Raw genomic sequence first — 21878 nt, forward strand, 5'->3', positions numbered from 1 at the left:
CGTGCCCGGACAGGGCGGGACACGAAAGGACTCCCCGCGCACCCGCCAGAGCCCGGTTGCCCTTGCTTCGTCTCCGACCTGGGGGAGTTGGCCTGGATGGCGCCACGCGGGGAGCCGCCTCCATCGTAGCGCGATCGAGGCGCGGCTGTAGCGTGTGCCGCATGCATCCGCTCGCCGCATCGGGCAGCCCCTTCGACCTGTTCGCCGGCCTGCCGCTGCATCCGCTCGCAGTGCACGTGCCCGTCGTGCTCCTCCCGCTCGGAGCCCTCGGGCTGCTCGTGCTCATCGCCGTGCCGCGCTGGCGCGCCCCGCTCGCCTGGCCGGTCGTCGGCATCCTCGGCGTCGCGACCGTCGGCGCGCTCGTCGCGAAGCTCTCGGGCGAGGCGCTCGCCGCGCGCGTCGGCTCCCCCGGCCAGCACGAGCAGCTCGGCAACTGGCTGCTCGCGACCTCGGCGGTGCTCTTCGTCGCGGCGCTCGCGTGGTGGCTGTGGCAGCGCCGGAGCGCTCGCGCCCGCCGCTCGACCGGCGTCCTGAGCGTGCTCGCGGGCATGCTGCTCGGCACGCTCGCGCTCGGCGCGGTCATCATCGCGGTGCTGACCGGCCACTCGGGCGCCACCGCCGTGTGGGGCGACCGCGTCACCGCTCCCCCGGCCGAGCCGTCCTCCTCGGTGTCCCCCGACGCATCCGACGACGGCGACGACGAGATCTCGATCGCGGAGGTCGCCGGCCACGACGACTCGGCGTCGTGCTGGGTCGCGATCGAGGGCACCGTCTACGACGTCACGTCATGGGTGACGCGGCACCCCGGCGGGCCCGACCGCATCCTCGCGATCTGCGGCACGGATGCGTCGGAGGACTTCGGCGAGCAGCACGGCGGGCAGGCGCTCCCGACCGAGCAGCTGAGCGAGTTCGCGATCGGGGAGCTCGCCGAGCGCTGAGCGGCCCTGAGCGCCACCGCATCGCCGCGCAGAGTTCCGGCACTCTGCGGTCTTCGCGCTCCAGGAGCGCAGAGTTCCGACGCTCTGCGGTCTTCGCGCTGCAGCAGCGCAGAGTTCCGACACTCTGCGGTCTTCGCGCTCCAGGAGCGCAGAGTTCCGACGCTCTGCGGTCTTCGCGCTGCAGGGGCGCAGAGTTCCGACACTCCGCGCTCGAGCGGCGCGGCGCGGGACCGGCGGTTACGGCTCGACGAGCGCGGCGACCTGCCGCGCGATCTCGAGCTCCTCGTTCGTCGGCACGACCCACACCTCGATCGGCGAGCCGTCGGCCGAGATGCGGCGCTCGCCGCGACCGGCGTTCCGCTCGGGATCGAGCACGATGCCGAGCCCCTCGAGACCCTCGAGCGCGACCTCGCGCACGCGTGCGGCGTTCTCGCCGATGCCCGCGGTGAAGGCGATCGCGTCGGTGCGGCCGAGGTGCGCGAGGTAGGCGCCGACGGTGCCCCGCAGCCGGTGGCCGACGATCGCGAGCGCCTCGACCGCGCGCGGGATGCCGGCGTCGGCCGCCTGCAGCACGTCGCGCATGTCGCCCGTGCCGGTGAGGCCCAGGAGACCCGAGCGCTTGTTGAGGAGCGTGTCGATCTCGTCAACCGAGAGCCCGGCGACGCGGTGGAGATGGAAGACGACGCCCGGGTCGATGTCTCCCGAGCGCGTGCCCATCACGAGCCCCGCGAGCGGCGTCATGCCCATCGACGTCTCGACGCTGCGGCCGCCGCGCACGGCGGTCGCCGACGCCCCGTTGCCGAGGTGCAGCACGATCGAGTTGACGTCCTCGAGCGGGCGCTCGAGCAGCTCCGCCAAGCGCCGCGAGACGAACTGGTGGCTCGTGCCGTGGAAGCCGTACTTCCGCACGCGGTGCTCCGCGGCGATCCGCGCCTCGATCGCGTAGCGGTGCGCGGCCGGCGGGATCGTGAGGTGGAAGGCGGTGTCGAAGACCGCGACGTGCGGGTAGCCGGCGAACGTCGCGCGAGCCGAGCGGATGCCCTGCAGGTTCGCGGGGTTGTGGAGCGGCGCGAGCGGGGCCAGGTCTTCGATCTGCTGCGCGACGTCGTGGTCGATCCGCACCGCGCGGTCGAAGCGCGCGCCGCCCTGCACGACGCGGTGCCCGATGCCGAGCAGCCGCGCGGCATCGAGGTCGGGCCCGTGCTCCGTGAACTGGTGCAGCACCCATCCGAACGCCTTCTCGTGGTCGGGGATCATGCGCCGCTCGACGACGGCGTCGCGGCCCGGCACCTCGTGCTTCGCGTCGCTCGACGTCTCGCCGATGCGCTCGATGAGCCCGCTCGCGAGTGCCGCCCCGGAGTCGACGTCGACAAGCTGGTACTTGAGGCTCGACGAGCCGGCGTTGATGACGAACACCGAGCGGGTCATGCGCTCGCCTCCGGGGCCGCGCCCTGCACAGCCGCACCCCGCGCATCCGCACCCCGCGCATCCGCCCCTTGGGCCTGGATCGCGGTGATGGCGATGGTGTTGACGATGTCGCTCACGAGCGCGCCGCGCGAGAGGTCGTTCACGGGCTTGTTGAGGCCTTGCAGCACCGGCCCGATCGCGAGGGCGCCCGCGGAGCGCTGCACCGCCTTGTAGGTGTTGTTGCCGGTGTTGAGGTCGGGGAAGACGAACACCGTCGCGCGCCCGGCCACCTCGGAGCCGGGCATCTTCTTGCTCGCGACGGCCGCATCCGCCGCCGCGTCGTACTGGATCGGGCCCTCGACGAGCAGCTCGGGCGCGCGCTCGCGCACGAGCGCCGTCGCCTGCCGCACGCGGTCGACCTCGGCGCCCGTGCCCGACTCGCCCGTCGAGTACGAGAGCATCGCGACGCGCGGCTCGATGCCGAAGTCGCGCGCCGTCTGCGCCGACGAGATTGCGATGTCGGCGAGCTCCTCGACGGTCGGCTCGGGGATGACGGCGCAGTCGCCGTAGACGAGCACGCGGTCGGCGAGCGCCATGAGGAAGACGCTCGAGACCACCGAGACGCCCGGCTTGGTCTTGATCGTCTCGAACGACGGCTTGATCGTGTGCGCGGTCGTGTGCGCCGCGCCCGACACCATGCCGTCGGCGTCGCCCACGTGCACCATCAGGGTGCCGAAGTAGCTGACGTCGAGCAGCCGCTCCATCGCCTGCTCGATCGTGACGCCCTTGTGCGCGCGCAGCCGCTGGTACTCGGCCGCGTACTTGGGCCGCAGCTCGGCGTCGTCGGTCGCGACGATGCGCGCGTCGGCGAGGTCGAGGCCGAGCCGCGCCGCCCGCTGGCGGATCGACGACTCGTCGCCCAGGATCGTGAGCCGCGCGATGCCGCGGGCGAGCACGGTCGACGCGGCCTGCAGGATGCGGTCGTCGTCGCCCTCGGGGAGCACGATGTGGCGCAGGTCGGCGCGCGCCCGCTCGACGAGGCTGTGCTCGAAGATGAGCGGCGTGACGACGTCGGTCGTCGCGACCTCGAGCCGCTCGAGGAGCGCCTCGGCGTCGACGTGCTGCTCGAACAGCGCGAGCGCCGAGTCGCGCTTGCGCTGCGTGCCGTCGATGAGCGAGCCGCGCGTGACGGCGATGCGCCGCGCGGTCTCGTAGGTGCCGTGCGGGCTGCGGCCGATCGGCACGTCGAGGTCGAGGCCGTCGAGCAGCCGCTGCACCGCGGGGTGCAGGTCGAAGCCGCCGTTGAGCACGATGCCGGCGATCGAGGGGGACGTGCCCGACTGCTGCGCGAGCAGCGTGCCGACGAGCACGTCGGAGCGGTCGCCGGGCGTGACGAGGATGCCGCCCTCGATGAGCCGGTCGAGCACGTTCTCCATCGACATGCCGGCCACGACCGTGCCGAGCGACTCGCGGGCGAGCAGCTCGGCGTCGCCGCGCACGAGCTCGGCCTCGGTCGCGCGGAAGAGCGTGCCGACGCTCGGCGCGCTCAGCAGCGCATCCTCGGGGATCGACCACACGGGCACGCCGGCGGGCACGGCGTCGGCGATCGCGGCGGGGATGCCGTCGATCGCGGATGCGTCGGCACGGTTGACGATGACGCCCGCGAGGGATGCGTGGGAGGCGGCGAGCTCCGCCGTCGTGACCTCCGCGAGCTGCCGCAGGTCGTCGGCGGAGCGGGGCGCGTCCGTCTCGGGGTGGTGGCCGCCGAGCACGAGGAGCACCGAGGCGCCGAGGTTCGCCGCGACGCGTGCGTTGAAGCCCAGCTCGGTCGGGCTGCCGACGTCGGTGTAGTCCGAGCCGACGATCACGATCGCGTCGAAGCGCTCGTCGATGCGGTGGAAGCGGTCGACGATCGTCGCGAGCGCCGCGTCGGCGTCGTCGTGCACCGCCGCGTACGTCGTGCCGATCGCGTCCTCGTACGAGAGGTCGACCGCGTCGTGCGCCAGCAGCAGCTCGAGCACGGCGTCGCGCTCGGCGGACGACCTGGCGATGGGGCGGAACACGCCGACGCGCTCGACGCGCCGGCTCAGGGCTTCGACGAGCCCGAGGGCGACGATCGACTTGCCGGCGTGGCCTTCGGGCGATGCGATGACGATGCGGGTCGGCACACCCTGAGCGTAGTGCCGCGATTCTGGTCACAACTCGGTAACACTTTGACTCCGCCATTAGGAAAGCCTAGGAGAAGGTTGAGGATTGACCGCAGTGCCAACGACGGCATGTCACTGAAGGGAAGAACGTGACCTCACACAGCACAGCGCGGATCGCGCTGCGTCGCACGGTCGCGGTCGGGACGGCGGTCGCACTCAGCGCGAGCGCGGCGGTCCTGGGCGCGACGACGGCGAACGCGACCGCCGCTCCAGGCGCCACCCCTACGTTCGAGGACGGGCGCTACATCGTCGTCCTCGCCGAGGACGCCCTCGCCACCTACGAGGGCGGCATCACGGGCCTCGCCCCGACCGCACCGCAGCGCGGGCAGGACCTCGACGCGAGCTCCCCGGCCGCGCGCGCCTACGCGTCGCACCTGCAGGAGCGCCAGGAGGACGTCGCGGCCTCCGTCGGCGCGACGGTCGACGTTGAGCTGACGGCGGCGATGAACGGCTTCGTCGCCGACCTCACCGCCGAGCAGGCGCAAGACCTCGCGCACCACCCCGGTGTGCGCGCCGTCGAGGCGAACGAGATCCTCCAGCTGACCAGCTCGCCCGCCAACGACTACCTGCAGCTCGGCGAGCTGTGGCAGCAGGTCGGCGGCGTGGGCGAGGCCGGCGCGGGGGTCGTGGTCGGCGTGCTCGACACGGGCATCGCGCCCGAGAACCCCTTCTTCGCGGGCGAGCCGCTCGGCACTGCGCCGGGCGACGAGCCGTACCGAGCCGCCGACGGCACGATCCGCTACGTCAAGGGCGACGGCAACGAGTTCACCGGCGTCTGCCAGACGGGCTCGGGGTTCACGGCCGACGACTGCTCGACCAAGATCATCGGCGCGCGCTACTTCCTCGAAGGCTTCGGCGCGAGCCGCCTCGGCTCCGAGACCCAGGTCCCCGGCGAGTACGTCTCGCCGCGCGACGGCGACGGGCACGGCTCGCACACCGCCTCCACGGCGGCGGGCAACGCCGACGTCGCGATCACCTCGGTCGGCGGTGCCGACCTCGGCACGATGTCGGGCGTCGCTCCCGAGGCGCGGATCGCCGCGTACAAGGTGTGCTGGTCGGGTCCCGATCCCGACGTGACGACGGACGACGGCTGCGCCTCGAGCGACCTCGTGGCCGCCATCGACCAGGCTGTCATCGACGGCGTCGACGTCATCAACTACTCGATCGGCGGCGGCGCGGCGACCTCGGTCGTCACCGCGACCGACATCTCCTTCCTCGGCGCGGCTGCGGCGGGCGTGTTCGTCTCCGCCTCCGCCGGCAACTCCGGGCCGGGCGCATCGACGCTCGACCACGCATCCCCGTGGTACACCACGGTCGCTGCCACGACGGTGCCGAACTACGAGGCGACCGTCACGCTCGCGAGCGGCACGAAGGTCGCCGGCGGCTCGATCACGGTGCCGTTCGACGGCTCCGTCGCGGGCACGCTCGTCTACGCCGGCGACATCCCGGCGGCTGGCGCAGCTGCGACTGACGCGGCGCTCTGCCTCCCAGGCACGCTCGACTCGGGGGCCGCAGCCGGCAACATCGTGCTGTGCGACCGCGGCGTGAACGCGCGCGTCGAGAAGTCGCAGGTGGCCGCCGACGCGGGCGCGATCGCCGCGATCGTCGCGAACGTCACGCCCGGCTCGATCGACCTCGACGACCACGCGATCCCGACGGTGCACATCGACGCGCAGTTCCGCGCGCCGGTGCTCGCTGCCGCGAAGGCGCGCGAGACCGTCACGCTCACGTCGGGGAACACCTCCGGCACCTCGACGCCGGCTCCGGTCGTCGCCGGGTTCTCGTCGCGCGGCCCCGCGCTCGCCGACGGGTCCGACGTGATCAAGCCCGACATCGCCGCCCCCGGCGTGGGCATCATCGCCGCCGCTTGGCAGGCCCCGGGCGGTCCCGACCGCTTCGAGTTCCTCTCGGGCACGTCGATGGCCGCGCCGCACATCGCGGGGCTCGCCGCCGTCTACCTGTCGGAGCACCCGCTCGCAACGCCGGCACAGGTCAAGAGCGCGCTCATGACGAGCGCCGAGAACACGGTGCTCGCCAGCGGCTCGCCCGAGACCGACCCCTTCAACCAGGGCGCCGGCATCGTGGACTCGCCCGCCTTCATGACCCCCGGGCTCTACTACGAGAACGGCCCGACTGACTGGTTCGGGTACCTGCGGGGGCTCGGCTACGGCCTGCCCGACTCCTGGGTGGGCGAGGCGATCGATCCGAGCGACCTCAACATCCCGTCGATCGGCATCGGCGCTCTCGCGGGCACGCAGACCGTCACGCGCACGCTGACCGCGCTCGAGCCCGGCACCTACGGTGTCTCGGTCGAGGGCGTCGCCGGCGTCGACGTCGAGGTCTCGCCGCAGCAGCTCGTGTTCACCCAGCCGGGCCAGGAGCTGTCGTACGAGGTGACGTTCTCGACGACGACCGCTGCGCCCAACAGCTGGGCGACGGGCTTCCTGACCTGGTCGAACGACGCGAACTCGGTCCGCTCGCCGATCGCCGTGCGCCCGCTGGCGCTCGACGTGCCCGAGTGGGTCGTGGGCGGCGGTCGTGTGGGCCAGCTGACGATCGACGGCATCGCCGGTACGACCGGTCAGCTGACGACCGCGACGGCGGGCTTCGCGCCCTACGAGACGCTCGGCCGCGCCAACGGCGCGCCGGACGCCGAGTTCACCTACCCGGTCACGATCCGTCCGGGCGAGATCGTCCACGACTTCACCCTCGCCGGTGACGAGTCGGTGGCCGACCTCGACCTGTACATCTACCGCCTCAACAGTGCCGGGCAGCCGGTCGAGCAGTGGGTGGGCGGTACGGCGTCCGCCGACGAGGCCGTGATGATCGAGGACCCGCAGCCGGGCCAGTACCTCGCGCTCGTGCACGTGTACTCGGTGGCAGGCGGCGCATCCACGCCGTTCGTCCTCGAGCATGCGGGCCTCACGCTCGGCTCCGGCAAGGGCAAGCTCACGGCGAGCCCTGCGTCGCAGCAGGTCGCCGCGGGTGACGAGTTCCAGGTCACCGTCGACTGGAGGGGCCTGGGCGCCAACCAGGAGTACCTCGGCGCGGTGGTCTACGAGCTGAACGGCTTCACCGACCGCACCTACGTCTACGCGGAGTCCGTCCCCGGTCCCACCACGGGCCGCGGCCAGCAGCCGTAGCAGGTGAGCGACGGGGCGGAGGCGCGAGCCTCCGCCCCGTTGTCGTAGGATCGGGGGGTTGGCCGTCCGCGGCCTCCAGGAGGATTCGCCTAGTGGCCTATGGCGCACGCTTGGAAAGCGTGTTGGGTGCAAGCCCTCAGGGGTTCGAATCCCCTATCCTCCGCCGATCGATGGGGCGGGCCTCGAGCCCGCCCCATCCTCGTCCCAACTTGCGTTCCGTGTAGGTTTGAGGCATCGGCCCCGGCCACCTCGACTTGTCACGATGGAGCACCATGAGCGAGAGCTGTCAGCCGCGAGCGCTTCGCGGGAGCGTTGCCCGGTGAGCGGCCGCATCCTCGTGGTCGATGACGACCGCGACATCCGCGACCTCGTCGCGATCAAGCTGGAGTCCGCGGGCCACGAGGTCGTCACTCGCGCGGACGGCGCGCAAGCGCTCGAAGCCGGCATGGAGGGCGGCTGGGACGTCATCGTGCTCGACGTCATGATGCCCGGCATGTCCGGCATCGACGTGCTCCGCGCGCTGCGCGATCGCGGTGTCGAGACGCCAGTCATCCTGCTCACCGCACGCGGGCAGGAGAAGGACATCGAAGCCGGCTTCGCCGCGGGCGCCGACCACTACGTCACGAAGCCGTTCAGCCCGCGGGCCCTGCTCGCCCGCGTCACCGCCGCGCTGGGATGAGCGAGCTGCTGCCGCCGGAGCTGCTGCGGCTGCTGCTGCTGGCCGCCGCGCTCGCGACGCTCGCGATGCTCGTCACCCTGCTCGCGCAGCGCACGACCCGCCGCCGGCGCGAGCGCCGGCGCGCCGAGCTCGACGCCATCCACCGCCGGCTCGTGCTCGAGTCGACGATCGCCGAGGACGACGAGCTCCCGGCCCTGCTCGATCGCGTGCGCGGCCTCGACGACGCCTCGCGCGCCCACATCGGCCGCTCCGTCTTCATGATGCTCCAGGACGTGACGGGCGAGGCGGCGGACCGCTTGCGCCAGGTCGCGGCAGCCTCGGGGCTCGCGCCCCGCGTCACGGCCGCCGCGCGCCACCGGAGCGCGGTCCGCCGCGCGGACGCCGCGGAGGCGCTGGGACGGCTCGCACCGGAGGGCGCCCTCGAGCTGCTGCTCGCGCTCGCGGAGGACCGGGACCCGGAGGTGCGGACGGTGGCGGTGCGCGCGCTCGGCGAGTTCGAGCACGAGGCTGCCGTCGCGCGGGTCGTCCGCGCCCTCGCGGAGGACAGCGGCGTGCCCTCGACCGTCGCCGCCACGGCGCTGCTGCAGCAGGGCGGGGCCGCGAGCGACCGGGTGCGGCTCGCGCTGCGCGACCCGGACGCCGGCATCCGTCGCGGGGCCGCGCGCATCGCCGGGCTGCTGCAGGTGCCGGGGTCGGCCGACGAGCTCGTCGCGCTGCTGCACGATGACCACGAGTCGGTGCGGCTCGCCGCGATGCGCTCGCTCGAGCGCATGCCCGTGCGTGAGGCGCTCGAGCCGCTCGTCGGGATCGCGCTCGCGGGCGGCACGACCGGTGAGGCGGCGGCGCGCACGATCGCCTCGATGCCGAGCGAATGGAGCGCGCCGGCCCTCGACGCGCTCGACGGCGCGGAGCCCGGCGTGCGCCGAGCCGCAGGCCTGAAGCGGCGGGAGGCGGCGGCATGAGCTGGCTCCACGACGTGCTCGAGGCCGTCTTCGCGGTGCTCGCGTGGCCGTCGGCGATCTACTTCATCGTCGCGAACACCTCGATGCTCGTGCTCATCCTGGTGGCTTCGCGCCACTTCGCCCGCTACTTGCGCCGCAGCGAGCACCGCGGCGAGGACGCGATGGCCGGCTCGCCCGTGAGCCTCGGCGTCACGGTCATCGTGCCCGCCTACAACGAGGGCGCCGTCATCCTCACGAGCGTGCGCTCGATGCTCGACCTGCGGTATCCCGATCACGAGGTCATCGTCGTCAACGACGGCAGCGCCGACGAGACGATGGCACTGCTCAAGGAGGAGTTCGCCCTCGTCGAGGACGACCGGGACCTGCCCGGTCGCATCCCCGTGCGCGGCCGGCTGCGCGGCGTGTGGCGAGCCCCGGAGGGTGCCGTGCCGCTCGTCGTCGTCGACAAGGAGAACTCGGGCCGCTCCGACTCCGTGAACGCCGCCCTCGACCTCGCGAGCAAGGAGCTCGTGGTCATGGTCGACGCCGATTCGATCCTCGAGCCGGACGCGCTCCTGTCGGTCTCGAAGCCGTTCGCCGACGACCCGGACCGGGTGGTCGCGACCGGCGGCGTCGTGCGCATCGTCAACAACTCGCGCGTGCTCGGCGGCCGCATCGTCGAGCTCCGGATGCCGAAGCAGCTCATCACGCGCATCCAGGTGGTCGAGTACCTGCGCGCCTTCCTGCTCGGCCGCACCGCGTGGTCGGACCTGAACGCGCTCATCCTCATCTCGGGCGCCTTCGGCATGTTCCGCCGCGACGTGCTCGTCGAGCTCGGCGGCCTCGACCCCGACTCGATCGGCGAGGACTTCGAGCTCGTCATGCGCATCCAGCGCTGGATCCGCGACGGTCATCGCGAGGCGCGCGTGCGCTTCGTCGCCGAGCCGGTGAGCTGGACCGAGGCGCCCTCGACGCTCAAGGTGCTCGCGCGCCAGCGCCGCCGCTGGCACCGCGGGCTGTGGGAGGTGCTGTGGAAGTTCCGCGGCATGCTGCTCAACCCGCGCTACGGGCGCGTGGGGATGCTGGCACTCCCCTACTACTGGCTGTTCGAGCTGCTCGCTCCGCTCATCGAGCTCGTCGGCATCGTCATCGTCGTGCTCGGGCTGCTCGTCGGTGCCGTCGACCCGGTCGCCGCACTGCTCCTGCTGCTGGTCTCGTACGGCTACGGGACGATCGTGACCCTCGCGGCGGTCGTCGTCGAGGAGGCGAGCTTCCACCGCTACGAGCGCTGGCGCGACCTCGCCGCCGTGCTCTGGGCGGTGCTCGCAGAGAGCCTCGGCTACCGACAGCTGACCGCCATCTGGCGCATCCAGGGCTGGTGGGCGGCGCTCACCGGCCGCAAGCAGGTCTGGGGCGAGATGACCCGCACCGGCTTCGCCGGCGCGACGGCGAGCGGCTCAATCGCCTCGGGGCAAGCGGAACGAGGCGACTGAGCCGACGCCCAGCTCGCTCGAGAAGTCGATCGAGCCGCCGTGGGCGTGCACGATCATGCGGCAGATCCAGAGCCCGAGCCCCGCGCCGGGCAGCTGCGACTCCCGAGCCGAGCTCGATCGGTAGAAGCGCTCGAAGACGCGCGCGACCTCATCCGGCCGCACGCCCGGACCGTCGTCGCGCACCGAGACCACGGCTTCCCGGCCGTCGACCTCGACCCGCACCTCGACGTCGCCGTCGTCGTGCGTGTACTTGATGCCGTTCGAGATGAGGTTCTCGATCACCTGGCTGAGCCGTCTGGCGTCTCCCTCGACCACGACGGCGGGCCCGTCGATGAGCCGCAACGCGACGCGCTTCCGCCTCGCGCGGTGCTCGAGCAGGGCGACGGCGTCGACGGCGAGGGCCCGCAGGTCGACCTCGGTCGACTGGAGCTGCACCTCGCCGCGGCTCATCTCGCCGACCACGAGCAGGTCCTCGACGAGCGCGCGCAGCCGGTTGGAGTTGCGCTGCGCGGTCTCGAGCCACGACCGGAGGTCGTCGGGCAGCTCCTCGTCGAGCGCGATCTCGAGGTAGCCGGCGATCGACGTGAGCGGCGTGCGCAGCTCGTGCGAGACGAGCGCGACGAAGTCGTCGCGATCCTCGAGCATGCGCATGTAGGCGGTGACATCGTCGATCGAGGCGATCGAGCCGCGGAACTCGCCGTTGATCGTGATGGGCCGGGACGACAGCCGGATCGCGACGAGGTCGTGCCCCGGCCGGCTGATCCAGCAGTCGACGTTGTCGAACGCCTCCCCACGCGCGGCGCGCACGAACGGCGTCCTCGAGTGACGGATGCGTCGGCGCGTGTCGATCTCGAGGAACCGGGCGCCGTCGAGCATCGTCGCGACCGATGCGCCGGCGATCGCGGGGTGCTCGCGCAGCGTCGGGTTGACGCGCTCGATGCGGCCCTCCGGGTCGAGCAGCATGAGGCCGATGCGCGCGGTCTCGAAGACGGCGTCGATGAGCGTCGCGTCGGCCGCCGCCTTCCGGGCGATCTCGGTGCGCTCGCGCTCGCGCTCGAGCAGCGTGCGTTGCTGCCGCTCGAGCAGGCGAGAGTAGTAGTGCGCAGACCACGCCGCGGCCATGAGCGAGGCCGGAATGAGCACGGTGCCGACCGCGTTCGCCGTGAGCAGCGTGCCCGTCGTGCCGGCCAGGTGCACCCCGAGGATCGCCGCGATCACCGCGCTCACGGCCGCGACGATCGCGATGCCCCGCCTGCCCGCGACGATGCCGATCCAGAAGGCGGGCAGCACGGCGAGGAGCGCGAGCGTGCGCGGCGCGCTGGCGTCGACGAGCAGCACCGCGATCGCGGCGAGGTCGAGCATCGGCACGACGGATCTCGCCCGTCCGCTCCCGGCGGGCAGCTGCGTCGCGATCAGCGCGATGATCGTCGCGACGGCGAGAATGCTGACGGCCGTCCACGCCCACGAATTCGACCACACCCTCGGATCCGCGATCCCCATGACGAGGAGGACCGTCGCGGCGAGCAGGGCGTAGGGCACCTGCAGCTTGCGGGTCTGCGGGGAGAGCGCGCCGTCGGAGCGCTCTCCCGGCTCCAGCGCGCTCACCGGCGCCGGTTGCCTAGGACGCCGCGTACGATCTCGCGGAGGATGGTCTGGCCGGTGCGCGAGCCGATGAAGTCGGTGACCGGGCTGCCGGTCCGGCCGCTCGAGCGGCTCCGCGATCGGCCGCGCTGCGATGCCGCGGCGCGCTCGAGGCGCTCCGCCTCCGCCTCGGCCTCCGCGAGCTCCTGCGCGCGCCGCTCGGCCTCCTCGGCGCTGCGCAGCCGCGCCTGCAGGATCTCGCGGGCCGACTCGCGGTCGACGGCGGTGCCGTAGCGCGCGAGCAGGCTCGACGATGCGACCGCGTGCCGCATCGCGGGCTCCGGTGCCGGGTCCATCGATCCCTGCGGAGCGCGCATGCGCGTCCATGCGACGGGCGTGGGCGCGCCCCGCTCGCCCATGACGGTCACGACGGCCTCACCGATGCCGAGGCTCGTGAGCACCTCCTCGAGGTCGTAGCCGCTCGTCGGGTAGGTGCGCACAGCTGCTCGCAGCGCCTTCGCGTCGTCGGGCGTGTGCGCGCGCAGCTGGTGCTGCACGCGCGAGCCGAGCTGCGCGAGCACGTCGGCGGGCAGGTCCTTCGGCGACTGCGTGACGAAGACGATGCCCACGCCCTTCGAGCGGATGAGCCGCACGGTCTGGGTGATGGCGGAGAGGAAGTCCTTCGACGCATCCCGGAACAGCAGGTGCGCCTCGTCGAAGAAGAAGACGAGCTTCGGCTTGTCGAGGTCGCCCACTTCCGGCAGCTCCTCGAACAGGTCGGCGAGCAGCCACATGAGGAAGGTCGAGAACAGCGCCGGCTGGCTCGCGACGCTCGGCAGCTCGAGCAGGCTGATGATGCCGCGACCGTCGGCGCTCGTGCGCAGCAGGTCCTGCGGGTCGAACTCCGGCTCGCCGAAGAACACGTCGGCGCCCTGCTCGCTGAAGGCGGTGACCTCGCGCAGGATGACGCCCGCCGTCTGGGTCGAGACGCCCCCGAGCCGCCGCAGCTCGGGCTTGCCGTCGCCCGTCAGCCACAGCAGCAGCTCGCGCAGGTCCTCGAGGTCGAGCAGCGGCAGCTGCTGCTCGTCGGCGTACGCGAACACGATCGCGAGGCTCGACTCCTGCGTCGCGTTGAGGCCCAGCACCTTCGCGAGCAGCGTGGGCCCGAACGACAGCACGGTCGCGCGGATGGGCACGCCGACGCCCCGCCCGCCGAGGGCGAAGTACTCGACCGGGAACGCGGTCGGCTCCCAGGCCTGGCCGATGCCCGCGGTGCGCGCGAGCAGTGCGCTGTCCGACTCCCCGGGCTGCGCGACGCCCGAGAGGTCGCCCTTGATGTCGGCGGCGAACACCGGCACGCCCGCGGCCGAGAGCTGCTCGGCGAGCACCTGCAGCGTCTTCGTCTTCCCCGTGCCCGTCGCGCCGGCGATGAGCCCGTGGCGGTTGAGCATCGAGAGGGGGATGCGCACCTTGGCTTCCGGGTCGGGGTCGCCGTTGACGAGCGCGCCGAGCTCGAGCGCGGGCCCGTCGAACGCGTAGCCGGCGCGAACCGCCTCGACCGCGGCTTCGTCGAGCGGACGCTCGCGAGCCGGGTCGTCGTCGCTCGCGCGCTGGCGCGCCGCCTCGAGCGCGGCGATGCGCGCCTCGGCCTCGGCCTGCGCCTTGCGCGCCGCCTCGAGTGCCGCTTGCGCTTGCGCCAGCTCGTCGCTCATGCGGCCCATCCTTGCACGCAGGCCGCCGCGATCCCTGTCCCGGTGTGGCGACGCGTCACTCGACGGGCGGCACCTGCCGCGGCCGCACGACGAGCCACAGCGACAGGGTCGCGAGCACGCCGCACGCGAGCATGATGACCCCCATCGGCACCGCGCTCTCGACGCGGAAGAGCCCGACGACGGGGCTCACGAGCCCGGCGATCGACATGTTGAGCGCACCGAGCAGCGATGCGGCGGTGCCCGCCTCGCGACCGTGGTTCGCGAGCGCGAGCGTCTGCACGCACGGCATCGAGAGCCCGAACGCGAAGGCGAACAGCGCGAGCGGCGGGACGAGCCCGACGATGCCCGCACCGACGAGATCGAACGCGATGATGAGGGAGGCACCGACGATGAGCAGCCCGGTCGAGACGGCGAGCACCCACTGCGCGCCCCAGCGGTTCGCGGCAGCGCCCGCCGACTGCGTGCCGGCCAGCACCGCGACGGAGCAGATTGCGAACACGAGCCCGAACTCGCCGGGCGTGAAGCCGTAGACCTCCTGCAGCAGCAGCGAGGAGGTCGACAGGTAGGCGAACATGCCCCCGAAGATGCTCGCGCCGATGACCGCGACGCCGACGAAGACGCGGTCGGTGAGCACCGCGCGGTACTGCGCTCGCAGCGGCTGCCGGGCGCTCGGCTCGCGCAGGTGGGCGGGCAGCGTCTCGCGCAGCACGAGCAGCTGGAGCGCGATGACGACGACGGCGTAGGCGGCGAGCACCCAGAACAGCCCTCGCCACTCGGTGAGGCCCATGAGCCACGAGCCGATGACGGGCGCAGCGATCGGGGCGATCCCGATGACGAGCGCGAGCCGCGACAGCGCCGTCGTGAGCCGACGCCCGCCGAAGAGGTCGCGCACCATCGCGATCGCGACGGCGGTGCCGGCCGCGGCGCCGAAGCCCTGCACGACGCGAAGCGCGAGCAGGGTAGCGATGTCGGGCGCCGTCGCGACGCCGACGCTCGCGACCGCGTGCACGCTCGTCGCGACGAGCAGCGGCACTCGCCGGCCGATCCGGTCGGAGAGCGGACCGACCACGAGCTGCCCGAGGGCAAAGCCCAGGGTCGTGGCCGACAGGGTCAGCTGCACCATCGCATCCGTCGTAGCGAAGGTGTCCTTGAGCGCCGGGAAGGCCGGCAGGTAGAGGTCGATCGTGAAGGGCCCGAGGCCAGCGAGCAGCCCGAGCACGAGCAGCACTCGGAAGCGCCGGCCCGGGCTCAGCTGCTCGCCCGGCGCGCCCGTCACGCGGCGGGCAGTGCCAGCGGCACCTCGTCGCGCGGCGCGATGCGCTCCTCGCCCGTGGCGGCGTCGTGCTCGAAGACGACTCGTCCGTCGATCAGGACGGTGCGGGGGCGAGCCATCGGGTCCATCCAGTCGCCACCCCACACCACGAGGTCGGCGCGCTTGCCGACCTCGATCGAGCCGACCTCGGCGGCGACGCCGAGCGCCTTGGCGGGGTTGATCGTGATCGCGCGCAGGGCGGTCTCGCGGTCGAGCCCCTCACGCACGGCGAGGGATGCCTGGTGCACGAGGAAGGAGATGGGGATCACCGGGTGGTCGGTGATGATCGAGAGCTCGACGCCGGCCTTCGCGAGCTTGCCGGGGTTCGCGATCGATCGCTTCCGCAGCTCCATCTTCGACTTCGTCGTGAAGAGCGGGCCGATGAGCACGGGCACGCCGCGCTCGGCGAGCAGGTCGGCGACGACGTGCGCCTCGGTGCCGTGGTCGATGATGAGGTCGTAGCCGAACTCGGCCTGCAGGCGCAGCGCGGTCACGATGTCGTCGGCGCGGTGGGCGTGCTGGCGCCACGGGATCTCGCGGCGGAGCACCTTGCCGAGCGCCTCCATCGTGAGGTCGACCTCGGCGGTCGCGCCAGCGTCGACGTCGTTGTGCTTGCGCTGGTAGTTCTGCGCGGCGACGAAGGCGTCGCGGATGATCTTCGCGGTGCCGAGCCTCGTCGAAGGCGTCTGCTTCTTGTCGCCGTACACGCGCTTGGGGTTCTCCCCCAGCGCGCTCTTGAGGCCCGCCGGCTCGCGCAGCACCATGTGGTCGACGATGCGGCCGTGCGTGTGGAGCGTCGTGGCCTGGCCGCCGATGGGGTTGCCGGAGCCCGGGTTGACGTTCACGGTCGTCACACCGCCCGCGAGCGCGAGGTCGAAGCCCTCGTCGAAGGGGTCGATCGCGTCGATCGTGCGCACGCCCGCGGTGTTCGGGTTCGTCATCTCGTTCGTGTCGCTCCCCGTCGGCCCGTCGCCCTCGGGATGCACGCCGAGGTGCACGTGCGCGTCGACGAGACCGGGCGTCACCTGCGCCCCGGCCGCGTCGATGACGGTCGCTCCCTCGGGCACCGCGACGTCGGCACCGATCTCGGCGATCCGACCGTCGCGCACGAGCACCGTGCCCTCGAACTCCTGGCCCTCGACGGGCACGACCTGGGCGTTGACGATGGCGAGCAGCATGCGGTTCCTCTTCAGATCGGGATCGTCCCCCAGCCTACGCCTGATTAGCCGAACGAACGACTTCCGCCCCGCCGCTTGACCGCTCCGGCGCTGCTGCACTTGACTCGCAGCGAGAGGAGACGCATGACCGCCACGGTGCACGACCGCAACCCTCGCGCAGCACGGACCCGCGACGGCCAGCGGCTCGCTGGCGGCATCGCCATCGTGCTCGGCGGGGCCGTCTGGCTGGTGCCGGCGCTGCTCCCCGCCGCGGCTGCGGCGACGCCGCTGCCCAGTGCGACGGCTCCCGCGCTGGCGCTGCTCGGCGCGGTGCTGCTGCAGTTCGGGATCGTGGGCGACCGTGCACCCTTGAGCTGGGTCAAGGTCGGGGGCATCCTGACCCTCTTCTACTTCTGCTCCTGGCTCGCGCTGCACCTCGTGCCCGACGCGCTCGCGGCTGCGAACCCCTGGGGCGCAACGTCGGTCATGCGGCTGCTGGTCGGGCTCATCGCGGCGATCGTCATCGCGAAGAGCTGGCCCGTGCGCGGCTACGACCGCTGGGCGATGCTCGTCGTCGTGCTCGCCGACGGGCTCAACAGCCTCGTGTGGGGCTGGGTGCTCCTCGCCGCGCCGTCGGCGGCGCTGATCACCCTCGTCGGGGCACTGTTCCCGCTCGCCCTCGTCGCGCTCGGCGCGAGCCACATCGCCGCCGCGCTGCGCGCGCGTCGCGATCGCTGACCGCGGCGTCGGGGCTCAGTCGTCGGCGAGCTCCTCGAGCCGCGTCAAGCAGTCCTGCCACCCCTGCCGGAAGTCCTCCACCTCGTCGATCGGCGCCGTCTGCCGCACGACGATCCGCACGCCGCCCTCGACCTCGGCGAAGTCGACCGTCACGAGCTCCTCGCGCCCACCCTGGTCGTCGCCCGAGAGCCAGATCCACGACTGCGCGATGCGCTCGCCCTCGTCGAGCTGCAGGTAGCGCCCCTGCACACCGAAGCCGCCCTCGCCCGTCTGGATCCGGTAGGAGCCGCCCTCGCGGCCGTCGATCTCGTAGCGCGTGTCGTCGAACATCGGCCACCACCAGCGCTCGAGGCCGGCGGCCGTCGTCCACAGCGGCCACAGCGCATCCGTCGTCATCTCGACGAAGCCGATCACTTCGGCATGCTCGACGTCGTCGGGGATCCGCAGCTGCTCGCTCATGCCGCAACGCTAGCCGCGCGCGCTCCGACCGCGCACTATCGTGGTGGCCGAACGGCGACCGTGCGCCGCAGACGAGAGCGATCCCCGTGCCCCTCCCGACCGCCGAAGGCCTCAGCCGCTCCGAGCGGCTCGACCGCCTGCCGTTCTCCCGGGCCCACGGCCGCCTGCTCGGCACGAGCGGCATCGGCTGGGCGCTCGACGCGATGGACGTCGGCCTCATCTCGTTCGTCATCGCGGCGCTCGCCCAGCAGTGGAGCCTCACGGCGACCGAGTCGAGCTGGATCGCGTCGATCGGCTTCGTCGGCATGGCGATCGGGGCGACGGTCGGCGGCCTGCTCGCCGATCGCATCGGACGCCGCAGCGTCTTCGCCCTCACGCTGCTCGTCTACGGCCTCGCGACCGGCGCCTCGGCGCTCGTCGGCTCGCTCGCGGCCCTGCTCGCGCTGCGCTTCGTCGTCGGGCTGGGCCTCGGCGCCGAGCTGCCCGTCGCCTCGACGCTCATCAGCGAGTTCGCGCCCAAGCGCATCCGCGGCCGCGTCGTCGTCTGGCTCGAGGCGTTCTGGGCGCTCGGCTGGATCGCCGCCGCGGTCATCGGCACCTTCGTCGTCGGCGCCTCCGACGACGGCTGGCGCTGGGGGCTCGCGATCGGCATGGCGCCGGCCATCTTCTCGATCGTCGTGCGCTGGGGGATGCCTGAGTCGGTGCACTACCTCGAGGCGAGGGGGCGCATCCCCGAGGCCGAGCGCACGGTGCGGCGCTTCGAGCGCTCGGCAGGCTTCGCCGCTCCCGTGCGGGACGGGGCGACGGATGCGTCGGCACGGGATGCGTCGTCGGCCCCGGATGCGTCGGGCACGGTCGCCGACGCCGATCGCGTCTCGATCTGGTCGCCCGCGCTCCGCCGCCGCTCGATCGCGCTGTGGGCGGTGTGGTTCTGCATCAACTTCTCGTACTACGGCGCGTTCATCTGGATCCCGTCGCTGCTCGTCGAGGCCGGGTTCCCGCTCGTGCGCTCGTTCGGGTTCACGCTCATCATCACGCTCGCGCAGCTGCCCGGCTACGCGACAGCGGCGTTCCTCATCGAGCGCTGGGGCCGGCGGCCGACGCTCACCGCGTTCCTCGCCGGCTCGGCGCTCGCCGCGGCGTGGTTCGGCACCGCGTCGACGGAGGGCGCGATCATCGCGGCCGGCTGCGCCCTCTCGTTCTGCAACCTCGGGGCGTGGGGCGCGCTCTACGCGATCGGGCCAGAGCTCTACCCGACGGACGTGCGCGGCACGGGCACGGGCGCCGCGGCGGGCTTCGGGCGCATCGCCTCGATCATCGCGCCGCTCGCGGTGCCGCCGCTGCTCGGCCTCGGCGGGCCGCTGCTGCTCTTCGCGGTGTTCGCGGCGGCCTTCGCGATCGCGGCGATCGCGGCGTGGACGCTCCCCGAGCGGCGCGGCGCCGCGCTCGAGTAGCGCGCTGGAGCTGATTGCGGAGGCCCTTTCGGGCCTCCGCGCGACGCCAGCGCCGGGGCCCGTCCCGGGCCCCGGTCACCGTCGCACGGAGCGCACGCCTCCCCGCTACGCCAGCTTCGCGAGCGCCTGCCGCAGGTCGGCGACGAGGTCGTCGGCGTCCTCGAGCCCGACCGAGAGCCGCAGCAGGTCCTCCGGCACGGCGAGCTCGGTGCCCTTGACGGACGCGTGGGTCATCTCCGAGGGGTAGCAGACGAGCGACTCGATGCCGCCGAGCGACTCCGCGAGCTGGAACACCTCGGTGTGCCGCACGAGCTCGAGCGCCGCGGCCTTCCCGCCCGCGAGCTGCAGCGACACCATGCCGCCGAAGCCGCGCATCTGCCGCGCCGCGAGCTCGTGCTGCGGGTGGTCAGGCAGTCCCGGGTAGTGCACCGCGGTGACGGCCGCGTGCCCGACGAGCGACTCGGCGACGACCTGCGCGTTCTGGCAGTGCCGCTCGACTCGCACGGCGAGCGTCTTGAGCGAGCGGCTCGTGAGCCACGCGTCGAACGGGCTGTTGACGGCGCCCACCGCGAACTGCTGGAAGCCGATGCGCTCGGCGAGCGACGCATCCGCCGTCACGACCGCGCCGCCCACGAGGTCGGAGTGCCCGCCGATGTACTTCGTCGTCGAGTGCACGACGACGTCGGCACCGAGCCCGAGCGGCTGCTGCAGGTAGGGCGTCGCGAAGGTGTTGTCGGCGACGACGATCGCCCCGGCCGCGTGGCCGAGCTCGGCGAGCCCCGCGATGTCGGCGACCTTCATGAGCGGGTTCGAGGGCGTCTCGACCCACAGGATCTTCGTGTTGGGCCGCAGCCCCGCGCGCACGGCGTCGAGGTCGGATGCGTCAGCGGTCGAGATCTCGACGCCCCAGCCGGAGTGGATCTGCGAGACGAGCCGGTGCGTGCCGCCGTAGACGTCGTTGCCCATGAGCACGTGGTCGCCCGGCTGCAGCACCGCGCGCAGGATCGCGTCCTCGGCGGCGAGGCCCGAGCCGAACGCGAAGGCGCGCGTGCCGCCCTCGAGGCTCGCGAGCTGCTGCTGCAGCGCGTCGCGCGAGGGGTTGCCGCCGCGCGAGTACTCGTAGCCGTCGCGGAACCCGCCCACGCCGTCCTGCACGAACGTCGAGGTCATGAAGATCGGCGGGATGACGGCGCCGGTGCGCGGGTCGAAGGGCTGCCCGTCGTGGATGGCGCGGGTCGAGAAGCCGTGGGATGCGTGGCTGCGGTCGGTCATGTCAGGCGTCCTTCGCGAGGTGGGCGAGCAGGTCGGTGCGAGTGACGACGCCGGCGGGCTTCGCGGCGTCGAGCACGAGGAGGGCGTCGGCGCGCTGCAGGGCCGCCCGGAGCGCATCCACCGATTCGGTGATGCCGATCTGCGGCAACCGCGGGCCGAGGTGCTGAGCGACGGGGTCGGCGAGGCTCGCGCGCTCGGCGACGACCGCGTCGAGCAGCGCGCGCTCGTCGACCGAGCCCGCGACCTCGCCGAGCACGACGGGCGGCTCGGCGGTGAGCACGGGCAGCTGGTGCACGCCGAGTGAGCGCATCCGCTCGATCGCGTCGAGCACGGTGTCGCCGGGGCGCACGTGCGGGAGGGCCGAGGGCTCGGCGCCGGTGCTCGCGAGCACGTCGCGCACCGTCGGCCCGCCGTCCGCGTCCGCGAAGCCGTGGGACCGCATCCACGAGTCGGAGTACAGCTTCTGCAGGTAGCCGCGGCCCGAGTCGGGCAGCAGCACGACGACGACCGCGTCGGCGGGCAGCCCGCGAGCGACGCGCAGCGCCGCCGCGACCGCCATGCCGCTCGAGCCGCCGGCGAGCAGGCCCTCCTCGCGGGCGAGGCGGCGCGTCATCGCGAACGCCTCGGCATCGCCGATCGCGATCACCTCGTCGACGACGCTCGGGTCGTAGTTGCCGGGCCACATGTCTTCGCCGACGCCCTCGACGAGGTACGGCCGCCCGGTGCCGCCGGAGTAGATCGAGCCCTCGGGGTCGGCGCCGACGATGCGGACTGCGCCCTCGGAGGCGCGCTTCAGGAACCGGGCCGAGCCGGTGATGGTGCCGCCCGTGCCGACGCCCGCGACGAAGTGCGTGACGCGGCCATCGGTGTCGCGCCAGATCTCGGGGCCCGTGGAGGCCTCGTGCGCGGCCGGCGCCGCGGGGTTGAAGAACTGGTTGGGCTGGAACGCGCCCTCGATCTCGTCGGTCAGCCGGTTCGCGACGCCGTAGTACGACTCGGGGCTGTCGGGCGCGACGGAGGTCGGGGTCACGACGACCTCGGCGCCGTAGGCGCGCAGCGTCGCGCGCTTGTCCTCGGCGACCTTGTCGGGGCACACGAAGACGCAGCGGTAGCCCTTCTGCTGGGCGACGAGCGCGAGGCCGACGCCGGTGTTGCCGCTCGTCGGCTCGACGATCGTGCCGCCGGGGCGCAGCAGGCCCTTCGCCTCGGCGTCCTCGATCATCGCCTGCGCGATGCGGTCCTTGACCGATCCGCCGGGGTTGAGGAACTCGACCTTCGCGAGCACGGTCGCCTCGATGCCCTCGGTGACCCGCGACAGGCGCACGAGCGGCGTGTTCCCGATCGTCTCGAGGACGGACTCGGCGTAGTGCATGTGCTCCTCCAGG

16 protein-coding genes, 1 tRNA gene and 1 other RNA gene are annotated in these 21878 nt (G+C 72.8%); 8 read left to right on the forward strand and 10 right to left on the reverse strand.

What is annotated here, in order from left to right:
- Positions 1 to 22: 22 nt before the first annotated feature.
- Positions 23 to 119, reverse strand: an RNA gene (ffs, locus tag H508_RS16975) — signal recognition particle sRNA small type.
- A gap of 42 nt (positions 120 to 161) precedes the next feature.
- Here ffs and H508_RS16515 point away from each other — a divergent pair.
- The gene (locus H508_RS16515; RefSeq protein WP_051222421.1) at positions 162 to 938 is read left to right on the forward strand and encodes a cytochrome b5-like heme/steroid binding domain-containing protein; all 777 of its coding nucleotides are present in this window, start codon (positions 162 to 164) and stop codon (positions 936 to 938) included.
- A gap of 237 nt (positions 939 to 1175) precedes the next feature.
- On the opposite strand, the gene H508_RS0100460 is transcribed toward H508_RS16515, so the two are convergent.
- Positions 1176 to 2366 (reverse strand): acetate/propionate family kinase, encoded by a 1191-nt coding sequence (locus tag H508_RS0100460; RefSeq protein ID WP_026372608.1) that lies wholly within the window; start codon positions 2364 to 2366, stop codon positions 1176 to 1178.
- A complete protein-coding gene (pta, locus tag H508_RS13625; protein WP_051222423.1) occupies positions 2363 to 4513 on the reverse strand; it encodes a phosphate acetyltransferase in 2151 nt (716 codons plus the stop codon). The genes H508_RS0100460 and pta overlap by 4 nt, the downstream gene beginning before the upstream one ends.
- Before the next feature lie 128 nt (positions 4514 to 4641).
- Here pta and H508_RS13630 point away from each other — a divergent pair, with 128 nt between their 5' ends.
- The 5 genes from H508_RS13630 to H508_RS13635 all read left to right on the forward strand — a co-directional run bounded on the left by H508_RS13630 (position 4642) and on the right by H508_RS13635 (position 10808).
- Positions 4642 to 7695 carry a S8 family peptidase gene (locus H508_RS13630; RefSeq protein ID WP_051222425.1) on the forward strand — a complete coding sequence of 1018 codons (3054 nt, stop codon included), beginning with the start codon at positions 4642 to 4644 and terminating at the stop codon, positions 7693 to 7695.
- 78 nt (positions 7696 to 7773) lie between these two features.
- Positions 7774 to 7858, forward strand: a tRNA-Ser gene (locus H508_RS0100475).
- 156 nt (positions 7859 to 8014) lie between these two features.
- Complete coding sequence (locus H508_RS0100480) at positions 8015 to 8374, forward strand: response regulator transcription factor (protein ID WP_026372609.1); 360 nt, start codon at positions 8015 to 8017, stop codon at positions 8372 to 8374.
- Entirely contained in the window at positions 8371 to 9336 is a 966-nt protein-coding gene (locus H508_RS0100485) for a HEAT repeat domain-containing protein (RefSeq protein ID WP_026372610.1), read from the forward strand. The genes H508_RS0100480 and H508_RS0100485 overlap by 4 nt, the downstream gene beginning before the upstream one ends.
- Positions 9333 to 10808 carry a glycosyltransferase family 2 protein gene (locus H508_RS13635; RefSeq protein ID WP_035253565.1) on the forward strand — a complete coding sequence of 492 codons (1476 nt, stop codon included), beginning with the start codon at positions 9333 to 9335 and terminating at the stop codon, positions 10806 to 10808. Before H508_RS0100485 ends, H508_RS13635 begins: the two co-directional genes overlap by 4 nt.
- Here H508_RS13635 and H508_RS13640 read toward each other — a convergent pair.
- The 4 genes from H508_RS13640 to H508_RS0100510 are packed head-to-tail and all read right to left on the reverse strand — an operon-like array spanning position 10773 to position 16591.
- Entirely contained in the window at positions 10773 to 12413 is a 1641-nt protein-coding gene (locus tag H508_RS13640; RefSeq protein WP_035253566.1) for a sensor histidine kinase, read from the reverse strand. The two genes, H508_RS13635 and H508_RS13640, sit on opposite strands and share 36 nt — an antisense overlap.
- Positions 12410 to 14101, reverse strand: a complete 1692-nt coding sequence (locus H508_RS13645) for a helicase HerA-like domain-containing protein (protein ID WP_245569412.1) — start codon at positions 14099 to 14101, stop codon at positions 12410 to 12412. The genes H508_RS13640 and H508_RS13645 overlap by 4 nt, the downstream gene beginning before the upstream one ends.
- 55 nt (positions 14102 to 14156) lie before the next feature.
- Positions 14157 to 15377 (reverse strand): multidrug effflux MFS transporter, encoded by a 1221-nt coding sequence (locus tag H508_RS0100505; RefSeq protein WP_026372611.1) that lies wholly within the window; start codon positions 15375 to 15377, stop codon positions 14157 to 14159.
- Complete coding sequence (locus H508_RS0100510) at positions 15374 to 16591, reverse strand: amidohydrolase (RefSeq protein ID WP_026372612.1); 1218 nt, start codon at positions 16589 to 16591, stop codon at positions 15374 to 15376. Before H508_RS0100510 ends, H508_RS0100505 begins: the two co-directional genes overlap by 4 nt.
- 123 nt (positions 16592 to 16714) lie before the next feature.
- Between H508_RS0100510 and H508_RS0100515 the strand changes: the two genes are divergently transcribed.
- Positions 16715 to 17308, forward strand: coding sequence for a hypothetical protein (locus tag H508_RS0100515; protein ID WP_026372613.1), 594 nt, complete (start codon positions 16715 to 16717; stop codon positions 17306 to 17308).
- A gap of 15 nt (positions 17309 to 17323) precedes the next feature.
- Here the strand turns inward: H508_RS0100515 and H508_RS13650 are convergent, their stop codons facing one another.
- Positions 17324 to 17767 carry an SRPBCC family protein gene (locus tag H508_RS13650; RefSeq protein WP_035253570.1) on the reverse strand — a complete coding sequence of 148 codons (444 nt, stop codon included), beginning with the start codon at positions 17765 to 17767 and terminating at the stop codon, positions 17324 to 17326.
- An 80-nt stretch (positions 17768 to 17847) separates the two neighbouring features.
- Here H508_RS13650 and H508_RS0100520 point away from each other — a divergent pair, with 80 nt between their 5' ends.
- A complete protein-coding gene (locus tag H508_RS0100520; RefSeq protein WP_026372614.1) occupies positions 17848 to 19221 on the forward strand; it encodes an MFS transporter in 1374 nt (457 codons plus the stop codon).
- Positions 19222 to 19326: 105 nt separating this feature from the next.
- Here H508_RS0100520 and H508_RS0100525 read toward each other — a convergent pair whose 3' ends face one another.
- Both H508_RS0100525 and H508_RS0100530 read right to left on the reverse strand, forming a co-directional pair.
- The gene (locus tag H508_RS0100525) at positions 19327 to 20493 is read right to left on the reverse strand and encodes a cystathionine gamma-synthase (protein ID WP_026372615.1); all 1167 of its coding nucleotides are present in this window, start codon (positions 20491 to 20493) and stop codon (positions 19327 to 19329) included.
- Between the two features lies 1 nt (position 20494).
- Positions 20495 to 21865, reverse strand: coding sequence for a cystathionine beta-synthase (locus tag H508_RS0100530; RefSeq protein WP_026372616.1), 1371 nt, complete (start codon positions 21863 to 21865; stop codon positions 20495 to 20497).
- Positions 21866 to 21878 lie beyond the last annotated feature (13 nt).

It is taken from the genome of Agrococcus lahaulensis DSM 17612 (genome assembly GCF_000425105.1).
GTDB lineage: Bacteria > Actinomycetota > Actinomycetes > Actinomycetales > Microbacteriaceae > Agrococcus > Agrococcus lahaulensis.

Bases quoted from the DNA above. Each gene is read 5' to 3' on its own strand.
- H508_RS0100515 (WP_026372613.1), top strand. From the start codon at position 16,715: ATGACCGCCACGGTGCACGACCGCAACCCTCGCGCAGCACGGACCCGC.
- H508_RS0100510 (WP_026372612.1), bottom strand. From the start codon at position 16,591: ATGCTGCTCGCCATCGTCAACGCCCAGGTCGTGCCCGTCGAGGGCCAG.
- H508_RS0100460 (WP_026372608.1), bottom strand. From the start codon at position 2,366: ATGACCCGCTCGGTGTTCGTCATCAACGCCGGCTCGTCGAGCCTCAAG.
- H508_RS0100485 (WP_026372610.1), top strand. From the start codon at position 8,371: ATGAGCGAGCTGCTGCCGCCGGAGCTGCTGCGGCTGCTGCTGCTGGCC.
- H508_RS16515 (WP_051222421.1), top strand. From the start codon at position 162: ATGCATCCGCTCGCCGCATCGGGCAGCCCCTTCGACCTGTTCGCCGGC.
- H508_RS0100530 (WP_026372616.1), bottom strand. From the start codon at position 21,865: ATGCACTACGCCGAGTCCGTCCTCGAGACGATCGGGAACACGCCGCTC.
- H508_RS0100525 (WP_026372615.1), bottom strand. From the start codon at position 20,493: ATGACCGACCGCAGCCACGCATCCCACGGCTTCTCGACCCGCGCCATC.
- H508_RS13635 (WP_035253565.1), top strand. From the start codon at position 9,333: ATGAGCTGGCTCCACGACGTGCTCGAGGCCGTCTTCGCGGTGCTCGCG.
- H508_RS13650 (WP_035253570.1), bottom strand. From the start codon at position 17,767: ATGAGCGAGCAGCTGCGGATCCCCGACGACGTCGAGCATGCCGAAGTG.
- H508_RS13645 (WP_245569412.1), bottom strand. From the start codon at position 14,101: ATGAGCGACGAGCTGGCGCAAGCGCAAGCGGCACTCGAGGCGGCGCGC.